15 protein-coding genes are annotated in these 17,616 nt (G+C 66.5%); 6 read left to right on the forward strand and 9 right to left on the reverse strand.

The window, feature by feature from the left end; all coding sequences use genetic code 11:
- Window positions 1-54: 54 nt before the first annotated feature.
- Window positions 55-1,629 (forward strand): hypothetical protein, encoded by a 1,575-nt coding sequence (locus tag ACESK5_RS10265; protein WP_372911472.1) that lies wholly within the window; start codon window positions 55-57, stop codon window positions 1,627-1,629.
- Between the two features lie 11 nt (window positions 1,630-1,640).
- Here the strand turns inward: ACESK5_RS10265 and ACESK5_RS10270 are convergent, their stop codons facing one another.
- Complete coding sequence (locus ACESK5_RS10270) at window positions 1,641-2,120, reverse strand: chemotaxis protein CheW (RefSeq protein ID WP_372911473.1); 480 nt, start codon at window positions 2,118-2,120, stop codon at window positions 1,641-1,643.
- Window positions 2,121-2,331: 211 nt separating this feature from the next.
- Between ACESK5_RS10270 and cheB the strand changes: the two genes are divergently transcribed.
- The 4 genes from cheB to ACESK5_RS10290 are packed head-to-tail and all read left to right on the forward strand — an operon-like array spanning window position 2,332 to window position 7,307.
- Entirely contained in the window at window positions 2,332-3,417 is a 1,086-nt protein-coding gene (gene cheB / locus ACESK5_RS10275) for a chemotaxis-specific protein-glutamate methyltransferase CheB (RefSeq protein WP_372911474.1), read from the forward strand.
- 1 nt (window position 3,418) lies between these two features.
- Entirely contained in the window at window positions 3,419-5,632 is a 2,214-nt protein-coding gene (locus ACESK5_RS10280; protein WP_372911475.1) for an ATP-binding protein, read from the forward strand.
- Window positions 5,632-6,441, forward strand: a complete 810-nt coding sequence (locus ACESK5_RS10285; RefSeq protein ID WP_372911476.1) for a protein-glutamate O-methyltransferase CheR — start codon at window positions 5,632-5,634, stop codon at window positions 6,439-6,441. Before ACESK5_RS10280 ends, ACESK5_RS10285 begins: the two co-directional genes overlap by 1 nt.
- Window positions 6,442-6,443: 2 nt before the next feature.
- Window positions 6,444-7,307, forward strand: a complete 864-nt coding sequence (locus tag ACESK5_RS10290; RefSeq protein ID WP_372911477.1) for a CheF family chemotaxis protein — start codon at window positions 6,444-6,446, stop codon at window positions 7,305-7,307.
- A 74-nt stretch (window positions 7,308-7,381) separates the two neighbouring features.
- Here ACESK5_RS10290 and ACESK5_RS10295 read toward each other — a convergent pair whose 3' ends face one another.
- The 8 genes from ACESK5_RS10295 to ACESK5_RS10330 all read right to left on the reverse strand — a co-directional run bounded on the left by ACESK5_RS10295 (window position 7,382) and on the right by ACESK5_RS10330 (window position 16,668).
- Window positions 7,382-8,695: a hydroxyacid-oxoacid transhydrogenase gene (locus ACESK5_RS10295; protein ID WP_372911478.1), complete on the reverse strand. Its 1,314-nt coding sequence runs from the start codon at window positions 8,693-8,695 to the stop codon at window positions 7,382-7,384.
- 224 nt (window positions 8,696-8,919) lie between these two features.
- Window positions 8,920-9,948: a CheF family chemotaxis protein gene (locus ACESK5_RS10300; RefSeq protein ID WP_372911479.1), complete on the reverse strand. Its 1,029-nt coding sequence runs from the start codon at window positions 9,946-9,948 to the stop codon at window positions 8,920-8,922.
- Window positions 9,945-11,606, reverse strand: a complete 1,662-nt coding sequence (gene flaJ, locus ACESK5_RS10305) for an archaellar assembly protein FlaJ (protein ID WP_372911503.1) — start codon at window positions 11,604-11,606, stop codon at window positions 9,945-9,947. The genes ACESK5_RS10300 and flaJ overlap by 4 nt, the downstream gene beginning before the upstream one ends.
- A gap of 84 nt (window positions 11,607-11,690) precedes the next feature.
- On the reverse strand, window positions 11,691-13,373 hold the full coding sequence (locus tag ACESK5_RS10310; protein ID WP_372911480.1) for a type II/IV secretion system ATPase subunit: 1,683 nt from the start codon (window positions 13,371-13,373) through the stop codon (window positions 11,691-11,693).
- Window positions 13,373-14,119, reverse strand: a complete 747-nt coding sequence (locus tag ACESK5_RS10315; RefSeq protein ID WP_372911481.1) for an ATPase domain-containing protein — start codon at window positions 14,117-14,119, stop codon at window positions 13,373-13,375. Before ACESK5_RS10315 ends, ACESK5_RS10310 begins: the two co-directional genes overlap by 1 nt.
- Window positions 14,120-14,122: 3 nt before the next feature.
- Complete coding sequence (locus ACESK5_RS10320) at window positions 14,123-14,572, reverse strand: CARDB domain-containing protein (protein WP_372911482.1); 450 nt, start codon at window positions 14,570-14,572, stop codon at window positions 14,123-14,125.
- Between the two features lies 1 nt (window position 14,573).
- On the reverse strand, window positions 14,574-15,008 hold the full coding sequence (locus ACESK5_RS10325) for a fla cluster protein FlaF (RefSeq protein WP_372911483.1): 435 nt from the start codon (window positions 15,006-15,008) through the stop codon (window positions 14,574-14,576).
- Window positions 14,992-16,668 (reverse strand): FlaD/FlaE family flagellar protein, encoded by a 1,677-nt coding sequence (locus tag ACESK5_RS10330; protein WP_372911484.1) that lies wholly within the window; start codon window positions 16,666-16,668, stop codon window positions 14,992-14,994. Before ACESK5_RS10330 ends, ACESK5_RS10325 begins: the two co-directional genes overlap by 17 nt.
- 307 nt (window positions 16,669-16,975) lie before the next feature.
- Here ACESK5_RS10330 and ACESK5_RS10335 point away from each other — a divergent pair.
- On the forward strand, window positions 16,976-17,616 hold a 641-nt coding region (locus ACESK5_RS10335; RefSeq protein ID WP_372911485.1), incomplete at its 3' end, for an RAD55 family ATPase.

The following is a 17,616-nucleotide window of genomic DNA, read 5'->3' on the forward strand; positions in this document are numbered from 1 at the left end:
TTTCAGCTATATAGTAAAAAGTTTGATACATCGTCCGTCGAATCCCGCTAGTCGATGGAGCACGGGTCGGGTCGGGTAGTGACGTCGTCGCGTGGGTTCGTTCTCGCCACCCTCGCCGTGGGCGCGGCTCTCGCGCGAGTGTCGTGGGGGGGTCTCCAGCCTCCCGTCGGTGACTTCCTCGGCCAGAACGTGTCACTCGGGTGGATTTTCGGGGCGGGGTCGGTTCTGTCGGCCGTCGGCGTCGGCCTCGAGTACCTCCTCGTCTGGTCGCTCGTCTTCTTCACACTGCCCGAACTGTATCCGGAGCGGGCACGCGAGTTGACGTCCACCCTCCCGTACCGAGTCGGCGTGGCCGGGCTCACGGCGGTGACGGCGGCGCTCGTGGGACGCGTCGTCTCCGGGTCCGTTTCGCCGGTCGTCTTCGTCGGCCTGGTCGCGGTGACGCTCGTCGTCACCGCCGTCACCACCTCCTGGACGAACAGCTGGCAGTTCACGACGCCGTACGTCAGCCCCACCTTCGCGGTGCTGTCGTCGTTCGTCCCGACGGACCGACTGACGGACGGCGCGACGCTGTTCCAGACGGCCAGGACCGACCCACGCGCACGGGTGGGCCTCCAGACGCTCTTCGGCCTCGTCACTGCCGGGTTCGTCCTCGTGACAGGGACGCTCCTCGCACTCCCGACGTTCGCGTTTCCCGCGCTCGAACTGCTCGTCCTCGGCGGACTCGCTGTCGTCGCCGGGCGGCGCCTGTTCGGGCTCCTGCCGACGACGTGGCGGCTCCGGTGGCGGCGGACGGCGAGGCGTCTCGAGGAGACGACGTGGGTGCTCCGGAGCCTCCTGACGTCGCTCCGGGGGATGGCGGCGACGCTGCTCGTCACCTCGGGGTTCCTCCTCGGCGCCAGCGTCACGGTCCTCGCCGTCGCCGTCGCCGCCTCCGCGACCCGACGGAGCCTCTCGTTCGGAGCGACGCTCTCGCTGGCGCCGTCGGGCGTTCTCACCGAGTGGTTCGTCGTCGTCGCGCTGGTAGCGTACGCGGCGACGGTCGGACGGTTCTGGACGCGAGCGGCGCGGTGGCTCCCGTCGCTGGCAAAGTCGGGGTGGCGAGGACGCGCGGAGACGCCACGCCTCGACGCCGGACTCGACCGACCGCCGGGCGTCCTCGTCCCGCAGGCACTGGCGCTCGTGGCCGCGATGTTCGTTCTCTACCCCAGCGGGGCGCCCGGGTCGAACCCGCTCCCCGTCGCAGCGATGGTCGCGACGGCGGCGCTGACGGCACTCTCGGTCGCACCGCGTCGGGTGCTCGGGCGGCCGCCGCTGGACCGCGTCGCCGCGCGACTGCCGCGCGTGCCGGACCACCTCGCGCTCCCGACGGCGTTCGTCGTCCAGTGGCTCGGCACGTCGGTCGCACTCGTCACGCTCCCCGGAACGGGCCTCGCGACAGTCGCCCCGACGACGGTGTTCGTCCTCGTGGTCGCACTCGGCGGCTACTTCGCGGCGGCGGTCCGCAGCCGACTCGCCCGGACCCGCCAGCGGGACGTCGAACTGGCGTACCTCGTCGTCCTCGCCGCGGCGGCGGCACTCCTCGTGTGGGTGACAGAGCAGTCGGTGCGTGGACTCCTGTTCGGCTGACCGAGACGGGGTCAGCCCAGCGCCGCGACGGGTGAAATCCAGATGACGAGTTCGCCGTCGCGCTTGATGATGCCCTCGATAGATGGGTCGTTGTCGAGCGGCGGCTTCTCAACGTCGTTCATCGAGACGCGGACGACCTGGTACACCTCGTCGACGACCCAGCCGATGGCGGCGTCGTCGTCGAAGCCGCCGGAGTCGAAGATGATGATGCGCTTCGCTTCGCTGTCCTCGCGGATGTTCAGGAGGCTCTTCGGGTTGACGATGGAGGTGGTCCGACCGCGGAGGTCCATCACGCCATCGACGTAGTGGGGCGCGTTCGGGACTGTCGTGAGCGACCCCTTGTCGACGATTTCGGAGACGTAGTCGATGTCGACACAGTACGTCTCGGACCCGAGTTTGAACTCGAGCACCTGAATCTCGGTCGCGCTCTCGGCCTCCTCGCCGTCGTGCGCCGTCGGCTGTGGGTTCGTGGGAGTCTTCTGCGAGTGCATGGTTTGCCTGTCGGACGCGTCGGCGCGTCTGTTGTCGGTGAGTCGGTGAGTCGTTATGTAAACCTACCTCCCGTGTTATCACAACTGATTGCTGCCGAGGTGCGTTTATGTAGCGTATCGCCGAAGGTCGGACAGAGATGCGAACCGGACCGACACGTCGGGCGCTCGCGGGCGGTGGCCGACACATGGTGTGTGCGAGCGAGGGGTGTCGATGAGCGCGAGGGCCGGGGGGACCCGGGCAGTCGTCGTCGACGACTCCCGGTTCATGCGGACACTCATCACGAAACTCCTCGAGGAGGGCGGCGTCGACGTCGTCGCGGACGCGGCCGACGGCGAGGTGGCCGTCGACGTCGTCGCCGAACACGCCCCCGACGTGGTGACGATGGATATCGAAATGCCGCGGAAGAACGGTATCGAGGCGGTCGAAGACATCATGTCGACCTGTCCGACGCCCGTCCTGATGCTGTCGGCCCACGCCGAGGAGAACGCCGACGTCACCTTCGAGGCACTCGACCGCGGCGCCGTCGACTTCGTCACGAAGCCGGGCGGCGAGGTGACCTCGGAGATGCCCCGCGTGAAGCGCGAACTGGTCGACAAGGTCCGGTCGGCCGCCGCCGTCGACCTCGAAGCGCGCGGGAGAACGGTCTCACCGACGCGTCCGGCACAGGCGTCTGCTCGCGGAGGGGCCGCCGGCGCTGCAGTCGCCTCGGGGCCGCTCCCCGAGGGCGGGACGGTCATCGTCGGTGCGTCGACGGGCGGGCCGAACGTGGTCGAGGACGTCCTCGCCGCGCTCCCGCGGCAGGCCGACCTCCGAATCCTCGTCGTCCAGCACATGCCGGAGGGGTTCACCGGACGGTTCGCGAAACGACTCGACGGTCGTTGCGACTACGAGGTCCGGGAAGCACGCGACGGCGAGCGAGTCGGTCCGGGACAGGTGCGGGTGGCTCCCGGCGGGTCGCACCTGTTCGTCGACGACGACAGAGCCGACCGACTCCGCCTCCGACTCCGCGGCGGTGACCGCCTCCACGGCGTCAAACCGGCCATCGACCACACCATGTCGTCGGCCGCCGAGGTGGTGCGCGGCCCACTCACGACGGTCCTCCTCACGGGGATGGGTCGCGACGGCGTCGACGGCATGGGCGCGGTCAGGCGGGCGGGCGGGAAGACCATCGCACAGGACGAAGCGACGTCGGCGATATTCGGTATGCCGAAACGGGCCATCGAGGCGGGTCACGCGGACGAGGTCCTCCCCGCACACGGCATCGCCGAGGGTATCTTGAACACACTGAGGAACTAACATGGACGACGAACTCTACCAGGCGTTTATCACTGAAAGCGAAGAGAGCATCACACAACTCAACAACTCGTTGCTCGCGCTGGAGTCGAACCCCGAAGACACCGAGGCGATCGACGACATCTTCCGGCGCGCACACACCCTGAAGGGCAACTTCGGCGCGATGGGGTTCGACACCGCCGCGCGGGTCGCTCACGCCGTCGAGGACCTCCTCGACGAGGTCCGGCAGGGCGGACTCGAGGTCACGCCCGAGCGGATGGACCTCGTCTTCGAGGGCGTCGACCTCATCGTCGACATCCTCCACGACATCGAGAAGAACGGCGAGACGAGCATCGACCCCGACGAGACCGTCACGGCGCTCAGAGCGGCAGCGGAGGGGAAAGACGCCGACGACGGGGGAATCGACGACGGTTCGGACGAAGGGGAAACGCCGGCCGACGCCTCGGTCGAGGGAGCCAGTGACGCCGACGACGTCGAAGACGTCGGCGACATGAGCGACCTGGTCGACGACGGCGGGGACGAGACCGACGACGACCTCCCCACAGAACGGGCCCAGCACATCGACGCGGCGAGAGAGACCATCCCGTCCGCGGAACTGTCGGGGTACGGCGCGCTCCACCACGTCGACGTGACGCTCGCGACGGGCGACATGAAGAGTGTCGACGCGGGCCTGTTCCTCGACGGGATTCCCGACGACGTGACCGTCGCCGGCGCGATTCCCTCGTTCGAGGCGGTCCGCGAGGGAGACTTCGACGACCGCGTCCAGCTGTTCGTCGCGGACGCCGACGACGCCGGAACGGTCGCCGAGACGTTCGCCGACCTCTGGGCCGCCTCCGACTGTACCGTCACCGACGTGTCGACGGCCATCACCCGCGCCGGCGGGACGCTCGGCGGGGGCGACGCCGAGGGTGGCGCGACAGCCACGGAGGCCGACCCCGACGGCGAACCGGGCGACGAGGCCGTCGGGGGCGAGACGGGGTCGACGTCGGGCAGCGCCGAACCGGAACGGAGCATCGCCGAGGTGAAGTCCGTCCGCGTCGACGTCGACCAGCTGGACGAGCTGCACGAACTCGTCGAACAGCTCGTCACCTCCCGCATCAAGCTCCGGCAGGCCATCGGCGAGGACGCGACGAACGGCGTCGACACGCTCGACGAACTGGACAAGATCTCCTCGAACCTCCAGAACACGGTGATGGACATGCGGCTCATCCCGCTGGAGAAGGTGTTCGACAAGTTCCCGCGACTCGTCCGTGACCTCGCGCGCGCGGAGGACAAGCGAGTCGACTTCCGCGTCGAGGGGGCGGACATCGAACTCGACCGGACCATCCTCGACGAGATCTCCGACCCGCTGATGCACGTCCTCCGGAACGCCGTCGACCACGGCATCGAACCGCCCGAAGAGCGCGTCGAGGCCGGGAAGCCCGAACAGGGGGTCGTCACGCTCTCGGCCCACCGCGAACACGACACCGTCGTCATCGAGGTGTCGGACGACGGCGGCGGCCTCGACGTCGACCGCATCCGCGAGAAGGCCGTCTCGAAGGGACTCACCTCCACGGAGGCCGTCTCGGCGCTCCCCGACGAGGAGGTGTTCGACTACGTCTTCCACCCCGGCTTCTCGACGAACGACGAGATCACCGACGTCTCGGGCCGGGGCGTCGGGATGGACGTGGTGAAGACCACCGTCGAGGCGCTCGACGGGTCGGTGTCGGTCGACTCGACGCTCGGCGACGGGACGACGTTCAAAATCAGGCTGCCGGTCTCGGTCGCCATCATCAAGGTGCTGTTCGTGCTGATCGGCGACCGGCAGTTCGGCGTCCCGATCAAGTACATCGACGAGGTGGCCCGCGAGGACCGCGTCGACACAATAAACGGCGACGAAGTCGTCGTCCACGACGACCGGGTCTACCCACTCATCCGCCTGCGGGACGCTCTCGGCGTCGTCGAGGAGCGGCCGGAGACGGGGATGGTCGTCCGCATCCGCCCGCAGGACCGTCAGGTCGCGCTGTGGTGTGACGGCGTCACCCGTCAGGAGGAAGTCGTCGTGACGCCGCTGCAGGGGCCGCTCTCGGACTCCGAGGGCCTCTCCGGGACGGCCGTCATCGGCGACGGCAACGTCATTCCGATCCTCGACATCGGCACGCTCTCCGGCCCCGACACGGGCGGCACCTCGCGACCGTACAGCGAAGTGGCTGCCGCCGACGGTGGGAGGACAGACTGATGGCTGCGAGCAGGGGTCGGGGCTTCGACCGACTCCTCGCGTACATCGAGGAGTCGATGGGCTTCGCCACGTCGATGTACAACGACGCGTACCTCGACCGGCGGATCTCCGCGCGGATGCGACGGAACGACGCCGACGGCTACCACGCGTACCAGCGGCTCCTAGAGAGCGACGACGACGAACAGCAGGCGCTGCTCGACACGCTGTCCGTCAACGTCACGTCGTTCTTCCGCAACCCCGACGTGTGGGAGGCGCTCCGACCGGTGCTGCGAGACCTCACCGCCGACGGGCGGACGAAGGTGTGGAGCGCGGCCTGTTCGGACGGGCGCGAGGCGTACTCGCTGGCGATGCTCGCGCACGACGACCCACAGGTGCGGGAGGACCGGATTCGCATCGTCGGTACGGACATCAAACGGGAAATTCTCCGGAAGGCCACCCGTGGCGAGTACCACGCCTCCGAGACCAACGACCTGGCGGAGCAGTTGGCTCCCATCGGCGACTACGAGCGCTACGTCGAACGCGAGGGCGACACGTACCGCGTCTCACGGGCGCTGCGGCGGATGGTCGACTTCCGCCGGCACGACCTCATCAGGGAGTCGCCGCCGGCCGAGTTCGACCTCGTGCTCTGTCGAAACCTCTTCATCTACATCGACTCCGACGCGAAACGCGCCGTGTTCGAGACGCTTGGCTCCGGACTCCGCCCGGGCGGCTACCTCACTATCGGGATGACGGAGACGGTCCCCGCGAACTGTCGGTCATGGTTCGAACCGGTCGAGAAGCGCCTCCGGATCTATCGCAGCGTCCGCTGAAGATGAAGCAGGGTGAGTACAAACTGTCCGACACGCACGGCCGGTTCCTCAGAGCCGAGCGGAACGGCCGGGAGATACAGGACGCCGCGTGGGCCGCGGGCCGTATCCTCCTGTCGAACAGACGACTCATCCTCGCGGGCAAGGGCGGCAAGCAGACCATCCCACTGGCGGCCATCGAGGGAATCGAGGGACGGTACGACGTCAACCAGGACGTCGCGAGCGTCGCGGACTACATCTCGCTTCGCGTCCCGAGCGGGGTCATCCTCGTCGCACCGAAGGAGTTCGAGGAGTTCGAACACGAGTTCTACGGGGCGGTGTTGAACGAGGGGACCTTCCTCGCTCGTCACCCGGCCGTCGAGGGCGGCGTCGTCCAGAACACCGAGTGGGAACGCGCCCGGTTGAAGGTCGAAGAGGAGGCCGTGAGCATGGCCACCGTCAGTGGGACGTTCGTCGAGATCCGTCTCGACGACATCGGCGACATCACCACGGGACGCCGAACCATCATCGACGACAGCCGTCTGGTCGTCGAGGTCGAACACTCCGACGAGGAGACGAGCGTCCAGACGTACATCGCCGGGCCGGACCGGCAGATGTCCTTCCTCGAGTCGCTGCTCCGCAAGGGCGAAGAGCAGTCGGAGGTGTCGCTCGATCTCTCCGAGACCGACAAGCAGGTGCTCACGGCGTTGTACTCGGGCGTGTCCCCGTTCGACATCCCCTCGTTCCTCGGTGTCGACGTCGACGAGGTCGAAGAACTGTACGTCCGACTCATCGACCACAACGTCCTCAACGAGGTCCGGATCAGACACGAGGTGACGCTCAACGCTCGCGGGCGGAGCATCGCGAGCGACGTGATCTCCGACCAGTGAGGACGCGACGGGTTCCACGCTCCCTCGACGAGCTAGCTTCTGACCCAATCGGCGAGAGCGGTGTCGCCGCCCGATTACGCCTCCCAGTTGTAGAGGGCGTCGAGGTAGATCTCGCGGACGTCGTCTTCGGTCACGGGGCGGGGGTTACACCGGAGGAGACGCTCCTGTGAGTCGACCGTCCGGGCGGCCAGCCAGTCGACGTCGTCCGCCGTGACGCCAGCGAGTTCCGCGAGGCCGCTCGGGAGTACGTTCAGATCCCGCTGGAGCTGGACGTACTCGTCTCTGAGGGCCTCGGCGGCCTCGTGGTCCGCCATCCCGGTCGTCTCGACGCCGAACAGTTCCGCCACCTCTGCGAACCGCCCGGGGTCGCTCGCGGCGTTGTAGCCGATCGTGCTCGCCGGAGTCAGGACTGCGATGGTCTCCCCGTGTCTGGTGTGGTACCGATTGCTGACCGGGTAGGCCATCGCGTGACAGAGGCTCGCGCCCGCCGTGAGCCCGGAGATAGCGCCGAACAGCGCGCCCAGGAGCATGTTCTCGCGCGCCTCGAGGTCGTCGCCGTTGTGGACGGCGCGGCGGACGTGTCCGGAGAGGAGCCCGATGGCCCGGCGCGAGAACAGTTCGGTCAGCGGCGTCCGCCCGGCGTACACCGGCCGCGTGCCGGGGTCCGTCGCGCGCAGCAGCGAGTCGTACGCGTGCGTGGTGTACCCCTCGATAGCGTGGCCGAGCGCGTCCATGGCGGTACGAGCGGTGAGTTCCGGCGACAGCGTCGTCGTCAGCGTCGGGTCGAGGACCGCGGCGTCCGCCCGGAGGTGGTAGCTGGAGATGCCCTCCTTGATTTCCTCGGCCGGGACCGAGAGGATGGCCACGGGGGAGATTTCCGAGCCAGTGCCCGCCGTGGTCGGGACGAGCACCAGCGGTGGCCCCGACGCCGTCAGCGGCTCGCCCGACCCGGTCGGTTCGGCGACGTAGTCCAGCGGGCTCCCGCCGTTCGCGACGACGGCCCGCGTGGCCTTCGCCGTGTCCATACAGCTCCCGCCCCCGAGGCCGACGTAGAAGTCGTAGCCGTCGTCGGTCTCGTCCCTGACGAACGCGGCGCACGCCTCGATCGCCTCGACGGAGGGCTCGCGCTCGCTGTCATCGTAGACGTCGACGGCGAACCCCGCGTCCGCGAGGTGACTGCCGACCCGGTCGGCGTGGCCGGCCGCGACGAGGTCGTCGTCGGTGACGACCAGTCCCCGGGCGTCCGCGTCGACGCCGAGGTCCCGAAGCTGGAACGCGAGTTCGTCGACGGCGTGGCTGCCAAACCGGATCTCCGGGACGTCGATGTGCCAGACGCTCTCGGCGGCCAGTTCGTGTGGGTCGGCCGAGACCGAGCGGTCGTACGGCACTCAGCCCCACCTCCACGCGTCGATTCTTCCCCGAGCACCGCTGTGACCGGGCGCGGCCGTCACGCGACGCGTCCGTTCGGTGACGGGTCGTGTCCGACGGGGGCGGTACGGTCCGAGGCGGCGTCGGGCTTGCATGCGTGGTAATAGCAATCAATCGTGATAAACGCCTCGGCGCAGTCGCCAGTCGCGTCGACGCGTCGACGTGGCGCCGGCCCGCGCCGCGGTCAGAAGTTGACGTCCTCGAACCGTTCGTTGATGAGGAACTGTGCATGCGGTGTGAGGTCGTGTGGCGGGTCGACGTTCTCGATGAGGCCGTCCTCGTGGAGCGACTCGAGGTGGCCGTCGAGTTCGTCCTCCTCGAGTCCCAGCATCGGAGCGAGGTCGACTTCGCTCCCGGTCCCGGCGACCGAGTACATCCCGACGAGGACCTCGAACGCGCCGTCGGAGACGTCGAGGTTCCGCACGTCGGAGACGAGGTAGTGGTACATCTGCCGGAGGTAGCGCCCGAGGATGTTCATCTTCCGTCGCGACGCCATCGACACCTCGGTCGTGACGGTCTGGTCTTGGGTGACGTGCTGGACCGAGAGGACGAGCCGTTTCTCCTCGAGGACCGTCCGTTCGAGCACCTCGAAGAAGACGATGTTTCCGAGGTTGATGCTGAACACCTCGTCGCTGAGCGTCAAATCCTCCGTGCCGGGGAAGGAGACACGGTCGGTTTCGAGTCGGAGGCCGACTTCGCGGACGGGTTCGTCCTGGATGCGCCCCCCGACCTTCGCCGGATGTTTGAGCGCGACCGTCGACCCTCTGAGCGTCGCCCGGTAGAGGAGTACCGAGAACTTCTCGATGGTCTCACGGTCCCCCCCGACGACCGTCGTCCGCTGGACGCCGTTGACGACGTACCCCACCATCACGGTGTGGTCGAAGAACTCCTCGACCTCCGGCGGGACCTGCCCGACGGCGACGTCGAACACCGAAGTGAGCGGGACGACGGTCTTCGAGTCCGACGTCGCGAGGATGAGCCGCCGGTCGCTCATCAGCACGCGGCCCTTCAGCGGCTCGAACGTCCCCGAGCCGCCGGCGACGAAGTTGGCGACGAAGTCGACGACGATGGTCTCGCCGGACTTGGTCCGTCTGAGCTTCCGACGCGCCCGTTCCTCGGCCTTCACGGCCTCCGTCGCGGCCTGCTGTTTCCGTTCGCTCTCGGTCGTCTGGGCGGTCGTGCTCGTGTTCGAGGTCTGTGGGACGTCGCTCATACGGAGATCAGTGCTCCCGCGAGGTGTGAGGTCACGACGGCGAGGATGCTGCCGATCCACGCCAGCGCGACGAAGTGGAGATAGGAGTTCGCCTTGTGACCACCGTCGACGACGCGGATCATCAGCGAGGACAGCAGCGCGTTGAACAGGATGATGAGCGTCAGGAGGTACTCGATGGTCGGCACGTCGTAGACGCCCGCGTGGATGATGGTCCCGACGTTCGTCCCGGTGAGGTCCATCTGGGTGGAGATGTCGACGAGAATTTCGACGACCTCCAGACCGATGAAGAACGCGAACGCCGCGGAGGCAGTGATGCCGTAGAGGACGCCGATGAGCGTCACGGTCGCCTGCTGACGCTGGCGGCGGAGCTGCAGCACCTCGTTCATGTTCCGGCTGATGAGCTCACCGAGCTGCTTCGGGCTCCCGCCCATCTGCCGACCGACGAGGTACATCTCCGAGAACTTCTGGATGAGGTACGACCCGCTCTCGGCGGTGAAGTAGAACCACGCCCGCGTGGGCTCGATACGCATCTTCAGCCGGGTGTACAGCCGGTTCACGTCGGCCGAGAGAGTCCCGAAGTCCTTCTTCCGGAGCGTCTGCAACACCGCGGAGGTGGTCGCCTGCTTCGCGCTCTCCGAGGAGCCGAGCGCGCGGATGAACCCGGGGAACTCGCTGTCCCGACCCTTGATGGAGTTCTCCTGACGGCGCGCGAGGATGCCCGGAATCGCCAGCGGTGTCAGCGGGGCCGCCATCAGGAGCGGGATGGGCACGTCGGTGAGGACGCCGCGCATCACCCGTCCGACGGGCGTGATACCGAACGTCCCCAGCGCGAGCGCGAGGATGAGTATCATCGAGAGACCGACGGCGCCGTAGAGGCTGATGTCGACCTGGCGGACGGGCTTCGTCCGGTACTCCTCCTGGAGATACCAGAGCGGGTCGTACGGCGACATCGTCCGCATGACGACGTAGAAGCCCAGCTGGACGAAGACGAACATGACGATGACGGCGAGGATGGTCATCGTGGCGTCCATCCCCGTGAGGATGGGGAGGACGATGGCGTTGATGAGCGCGAACGTCATCGAGAGGATCATCGAGAGGTAGAGGTCTTTCATCACCTCGATGTTCTCCAGCGCACCTTCGTAGACGGTGATGTACGACTGGATCATCGCCTCCTGCTCGCCGAGGAGGAAGTCGTCGATGCCCTGGCCGGCGTTCAGCGAGTACGCGAGGCGGTCGAGGAAGTCAGCCATCGGTTTCGACGGCACCTCCCGGGCACGTCGCTTGCACGCGTCGTCGAGCGACTGGTTCCACGTGTCGACGAGCTGGACGATGCGGTTCATCTCCGTCGCCAGTTCGCCGTACTCCTGTTCGCGTGCGAGTGCACGGAACACCTCGACGCGGTCGATGTTCGTCGTCGACAGCACCGTCATGTGGGTGATGAGCAGGTGGAGCTGGTTCTCGAGGCCGCGCCGCTGTTGTTCGACGAGGAGGCGCGGGTAGAGCAGCGCGGTGGCCAGGAGGAGCATCCCCAGGAAGAAGACTGGGAGACGGACCAGGAGCGGGAGCGGGAGCACGACTGCCGCGAGCGTCAACAGCAGGAAGAACAGCACGGCCGGGGAGACCACCAGGAGAAGATACCGTTCGATACGCATCGGCATCCGCTGGTAGGAGTCCCAGACGGAGTCGGTGAACTCCTTGAGCCGGGCGGTTCCTGTCGCGACGGTCGTGTTCTGTCCCATCTGTCATCGTCTCACGGAGGCCATATCGAAGGGGAGGCCCTCCACCCCGTCGCGCTGGAAGTCGCGGATGACCTCGTTCACGTCGTGGTAGCCGAGGATGTTCTCCTGGATGGAGCGCCGGATAATCTCCGCGCGGAACTCGATGTCCTCGTATATCTTGCGCGTGTCCGAGTAGCCGAGGAGCGCAGCGACTTTCTCCTCCATGATGTAGGAGTTGTTCATCCCCTGGAAGACGATCTCGTCCTCGACGGGGTCCCAGTAGAACACCTCGCGGGTGACGACCCCGCCCATCTCCTTCGAGTACCCCTCGATTTCGACGACGCTCGTCACCCGCCGGAGGATGTCGTCCCCTCTCCGGACGCGGTTCTGGAAGAGCGCGATGTCGGCGTTGTCCATGAACGTCTCGGGGACGTTGATCGGGTCCCCGGTGAACCGCTGGATCATCGAGACGATGTCGCTCGCGTGGAAGGTGAGGATGACCGGGTGGCCGGTCTGAGCCGCCTGGAACGCCATCCGCCCCTCCTCGCCACGGACCTCACCCACGATGATGTAGTCGGGGCGCGACCGCAGCGCGGCCGCGACGAGGTCGAACATGTCCACCTCGGAGTCTGCCCCGCGCCCCTCGCGGGTGAGGAGTTGCTGCCACGTGTTGTGCGGCGGCAGCACCTCGGCGGTGTCCTCCGCGGTGTATATCTTCGAGTCTCCCGGGATGAACGACAGCATCGCGTTCAGCGTCGTCGTCTTCCCGGAGGCCGTCTCGCCGACGACGAACACCGTCCGCTCGTTCTCTATGGCGACCCAGAGGTAGGCCGCGAGCTGCGGCGAGAGCGTCGCCCACTTCGTGATCTGGAAGATGGAGAGCGGTACCTCCTCGCCCTGCCGGATAGTGAGCGAGGAGCCCTTCAGCGAGATGTCGTCGGAGTAGATGATGTTGATACGGGAGCCGTCCGGGAGCGTGGAGTCGACGATGGGGTGGGCGTCGGAGACGGGGTCGCCGATGCGCTCACCCATGTTCCGGAGCCAGTTGTCGAACGACTCCGGCGAGTCCCACTCGACCGTCGTCTCCAGCAGGCCGAAGGTGCCGTGGTCGACGTCGACCTGGGTGGGGCCGATGACGTGGATGTCCTCGTTCTCCGTGTCGCGCATGATGGGTTCGAGCGGACCCAGCCCGACGATGTCTCGCACCAGACGGTAGCGCATCTTCTCGTACGTCGTCTCGGAGACGGTGATGCGGCCCAGGTTCAGCCGCGACTTCAGCTGTTGCAGCGACGTCTGTTCCTCCTCTGGAACCGGGTCGCTGACGTTCACTACCTCGTCGAGGAGCGACTCGATTCGCTCTTCGTAGTCGGTGTCGGACTCAGGTGCGGGCTGGTGGACGCTGTACTCGAGAATCTTGTCCTTGACGTCGTCGAAGACCAGCCGTTCCTCCTCGTCGAGTTCCGGTTCGATGGTGTAGTACTTGGTGTCCTCGCCGACGTTGCCGTAGATCTGGACGTAGACGGGGCCGCCGAGGTGGTAGAGCACGTTCGGGCGCCGCGACTCGTAGTCGCCAGGCTCGTCCACGAGCATCGGATACTCGCCCGTGATCTTCTTGAACCGCTTGAGGTGGTCCCGGAGGTGGTCCCACTGCCTGGCGTGCTGTTTGAGTTCCTCCGAGAGGCGCGCCGACCCGTGCTCCGTCGCCATCAGGCCACGCTCCTCGACTCGATGACGATGCCGATGCCCGACCGGACCGAGAAGCCGATGCGGTCACCGACCTGCTCACCCATCCCCGCGAAGCGCTTGACGAAGATGTTCCGGCGGATGTCGTTGCCGACCTCGACCATCTCGAGCTGGATGAAGACGTCCGCGATGGAGCGGAACGGCCCCATCGTCTCTTCGTCGACGGTCGTCGGGTCGACGGTGAGGATGATGGTCTTGCCGCGAGAGGTTATCTCCCGGAAGAAAGAGATGATCTCGAGGGCGGCCTGTCGCTCCTCGTTCTTGCGGACGAGTGCCTCGAACTGCGGGTCGTTGCGGAGGATGGCGTCGAAGGTGTCGATGATGATGATGTCGCCGTTCCACACCGTCTCCGCCTCCATCAGTCGCCGGAGCAGTTCCTTCCGGTCCCGCTGCTGGCCGCTGAGGACGCCGCCGGAGTCGAGTTCGGCGTGGATGTAGAGAATCTCCTCGTTCAGCAGCGGCTTCACCATCGGGTACTGCAACGAGTGCATCTGGTCGAGGAAGCCACGGACGCTGAGTTCGGTCGAGATGAACGTCACCGTGATGTCCTCGTCGGTGAAGCCGTAGCTGAGCCGCTGAGAGAGGACGCTCTTGCCCGCGCCGTAGTCGCCCTCCATGAGAACGATGGCGCCACGGGGGATGCCGCCGCCGAGTTCCTCTCTGAGGCGGTCGTGGCCGTCGAGTCCGATCGGAAACTGTGTGTCGGTCATAGATTAGGTAGTTCTGAATTCGAAGGTCTCCTCGTCGGTGTCGACGACGAGTTTCACGCGGTGGTCGCCGGCCGACAGCGAGACGTCGGAGACGACGATTTCGGCGACGGCGTTCGGCGACCACTCGCTGCCGCTGACGACGGTGAGGGTGAGAGACGTCTGGTACCGTCCGTCGACGAAGAGGTCGACCGTAGCGCTGTCCGCCGGAAGGGTCCGTATCCCGGTATTCTTCACGTACAGCGTGAGCGTGTTGTTCACGTCGTCGTACACGCCGGCCTCCGGGTCCGAGATGATCTCCGCGTCCGTCTTGATAGACTTCGAGACGTCGCCGCCGCGGTCGTCGACGGCGTTCGAGATGCCGCTGACGGTGTCGATGAGCACGCCAGCGACGCCGGCTGCGATGACGATACTCGCGATGAACAGGATGAGCGTGGGCACGGATATCTCGGCCATGTTACGTCACCGTGACGTCACTCGTGTCTGCAACACCCTGTTCTGTGACGATTTTGACGCGCGACGGTTCGGCGAGCGTGAGGTTCAGCGTCATCGACTCGCCGGGTTCCCAGAGGTCGGTCGCGGTGATGCCGTCCACCCGTGCCGACGCCGTCGACTCGTACTGGTTGTCGACGAGGAGCGTGGTGCCGTTCACCGAGAGGGTCGTCGACCCCTCGTTGGAGACCGAGAGATTCAGCGTGCCCGTCGTGCTGTTGTACCGGGCGGTCTCGACGGCAATTTCGGTGTTCCGGCGGTCGAGGAGCTGCTCCTGGCGCTCGTCGTGCGCCTCGTCGACCTCCTCGAACGTCGTCGAGGTGGTCGTGATCAGCGTCCCCCCGGCGATGAACAACCCGAGGAAGATAATCGCCGTCGCCCCGCTAACGCCGAAGCCCATCGTGACCCCCTCTATCGGAGACGAGCGCGTCGAGTGCGCTCGTCTCGGGCGTTCGGTCGCCGAGTCGGCTCACGTACGAGAGGCTCGTCTCGTGGTGTCCCGCCGTGAGCGACCCGTTCTGTGCGTCGTCGCTGGGACTCGCGACGGACCGGGCGTACGTGTCCAGCGTGGACCTCACCGACGGCGAAATCCAGCCGAAGTCCTCGTAGAGCCGGAGTGCACGGGTCGCTCCGAGCGGGCCGCCGGCAGAGACGAGGAACTGCATCCACTCCATCGCGACCGACTCCGCGACGTAGGTCGTCGGCAGCGCGGAGAGATACGGGGCCGAGTCGGACGCGGGTTCAGCCCCCCGTCCTGCTAGTCCCACGGCGTCGGCGGTCCCGGGAGACGCCGTGCCCGGGTCGGCCTCGGCAGCCGACTCCGTCTCGACAGCCGAGTCGGTCGAGTCGTCGAGGAACATCTCGTCGTCCGTCACTGCTTCCGCCGGCCCGACGCTCACCTCGCCGCGTGCGGTGTGGTCGGGAGCCGTCGTCTCCAGGTCGGGGTCGCCGTCCGAATCGGCGTCGGGTTCGAGGCCGGCGGCGTCCTCTGCTGACTCGTCACTCTCGTCGCCCTCGTCGCCCTCGTCGCCCTCGTCGCCCTCGTCGCCGTCTGCATCCAGTTCGACGTCGACGGCGACGTCGTCGGACGTCTCGTCCGCGCCGTCGCTCTCACCGGATTCGTCCCCGGTCTCCCCGACCTCTTGGGCGTCAAGTTCTTCGACCTCGTCCGTCTCTTCGAAGTCGTCGACCGACGGCTCCGCCGCTTCGTCGGCGGAGTCGTCGTCCCAGCCGTCGCTCTCGTCGTACTCCGCTTTGAGGTCGTCGAAGGAGACACCACCACCGCCGCCGGAAGCGGCGTCAGTGTCGGCCGTGGCGGCGTCGGGGTCGTCTCCGCCTGCTCCATCGTCGAGGAGTTCGGGCTGGTCGGGCTCCGTCTCCGCGAGTTCGTCTTCCGCGGCCTCCTCGGCCTGCGCCTCGCCCTCCTCGGTATCGAGGTCACCGAAGTCCTCGTCGAAGAAGCTCTCGGCGTCGGCGTTCACGACGTCCGGGTCCAGGTCGTCCTCGTCTTCCTCCTCGGACTCGAAGAGTCCGAACGCGCCGTCGCCGTGCTCGAGGCCGCCCATCTCCCGGGCGTCGTCGACGAACGGGTTGATGCCGCGCGTGACCATCTCGTAGATGTCGAGGAGCTTCCGGATGGTGTCGTCGAGGTCGTCCACCGTCTCCCCGATCTGTTTGTTCTCCTCGCGGACGGTGTTCATCGTCGACGAGAGGCCGCCGATCTCGGTCTCGAGCTCGCCAATGCGGTCCTCGAACTCGGCGAGTTTGTCGGGGACGTCTCCGCTCGCTCCGCCGCCGGAGCCGCCGGCACCGCCGTCGCCGCCGAACTCGTCGTCGAAGTCCTCGTCGAACCCCCCGCCGAACTCGTCGAAGTCGTCCGCACCACTCTCGTCCGTGGTGGCCTCGTCGCCGTTGGAGTCCTCGTCGAAGTCGTCGAAGTCGTCGAAGTCGTCGTCGAAGTCGTCCATGTCGTCCCTATCGTCCATGTCGTCCATGTCGTCGCCTCCAGCAGCATCGTCGGCGCCTCCGTCGTCGCCATCGTCGTTGACCCAGTCCATCATGCCCACGCAGACCACCTCCGCTGGGCACGGGCGAGAACCGCTCCGTCGGCGGAGAACGTCGGGTCCGGTGTCACCCGTGTGACTCCGGTCCCGTCGGACACCTGTTCCGATGGCGGGGAAAGAGCGCGCATTGATATTCACGTAGCTGTGAACGATACATGAAGGTTCCCACCCAGGTATCGGGCGTGATAATGCACGCCGGCGGGCGGTTTTTGCCGCCTTTCGACCGGCTCTGGGAACCGTCTCATCGGTGAGAAGAGTTATTTGGACTCATCACGAGGATGCACCAAGTCCGAGGATATCTCAAATGCCTGAACTCGTCGAAACCGGAATCGAAGGCCTCGATTCCATCCTCAACGGTGGCATCGTAAAGAACGCCGCAGTGCTCATCAGTGGCAACCCGGGGACCGGAAAGAGTATCCTCGGGATGCAGTACCTGTACAACGGTGTGAAAGACTACGGGGACGGTGGTATCTATCTGACGTTCGAGGAGTCCCAAGCCGACATCGAGGAGGCGGCGCTGTCGATCGGGTTCGAGCAGTGGCCCGAGTACGTCGAAAGCGGCGACATCAAGGTGTACGACAAGCGGACCCTCCTGCGCGACGGCGACTTCTCGGGGACCTTGGACAGGATCCTCGACGACCTCCAGTCGACCAATTACGACCGACTCGTCCTCGACTCCCTGACGATGTTCCAGCTCTTCTTCGAGGACGAGAAGGAACAGCGTCACTACCTCCTGAAGTTCATCGACATCCTCAAGGACTCGGGGCTGACCTCCCTCCTGACGACGGAGCAGTCGGCCATCTTCCCCGAGACCGAAATCGGTCTCGAGAACTTCCTCACCGACGGGAACATCTACCTGGTGCAGTCGCCCGCCGGCTCGACCTCGAACCGGTACGTCTGGGTGGCGAAGATGCGCAAGCAGTCCATCAAGAACTCGATGTTCCC

Origin of the sequence: Salinigranum sp. (assembly GCF_041641895.1) — an archaeon.
Classification (GTDB): Archaea; Halobacteriota; Halobacteria; order Halobacteriales; family Haloferacaceae; genus Salinigranum.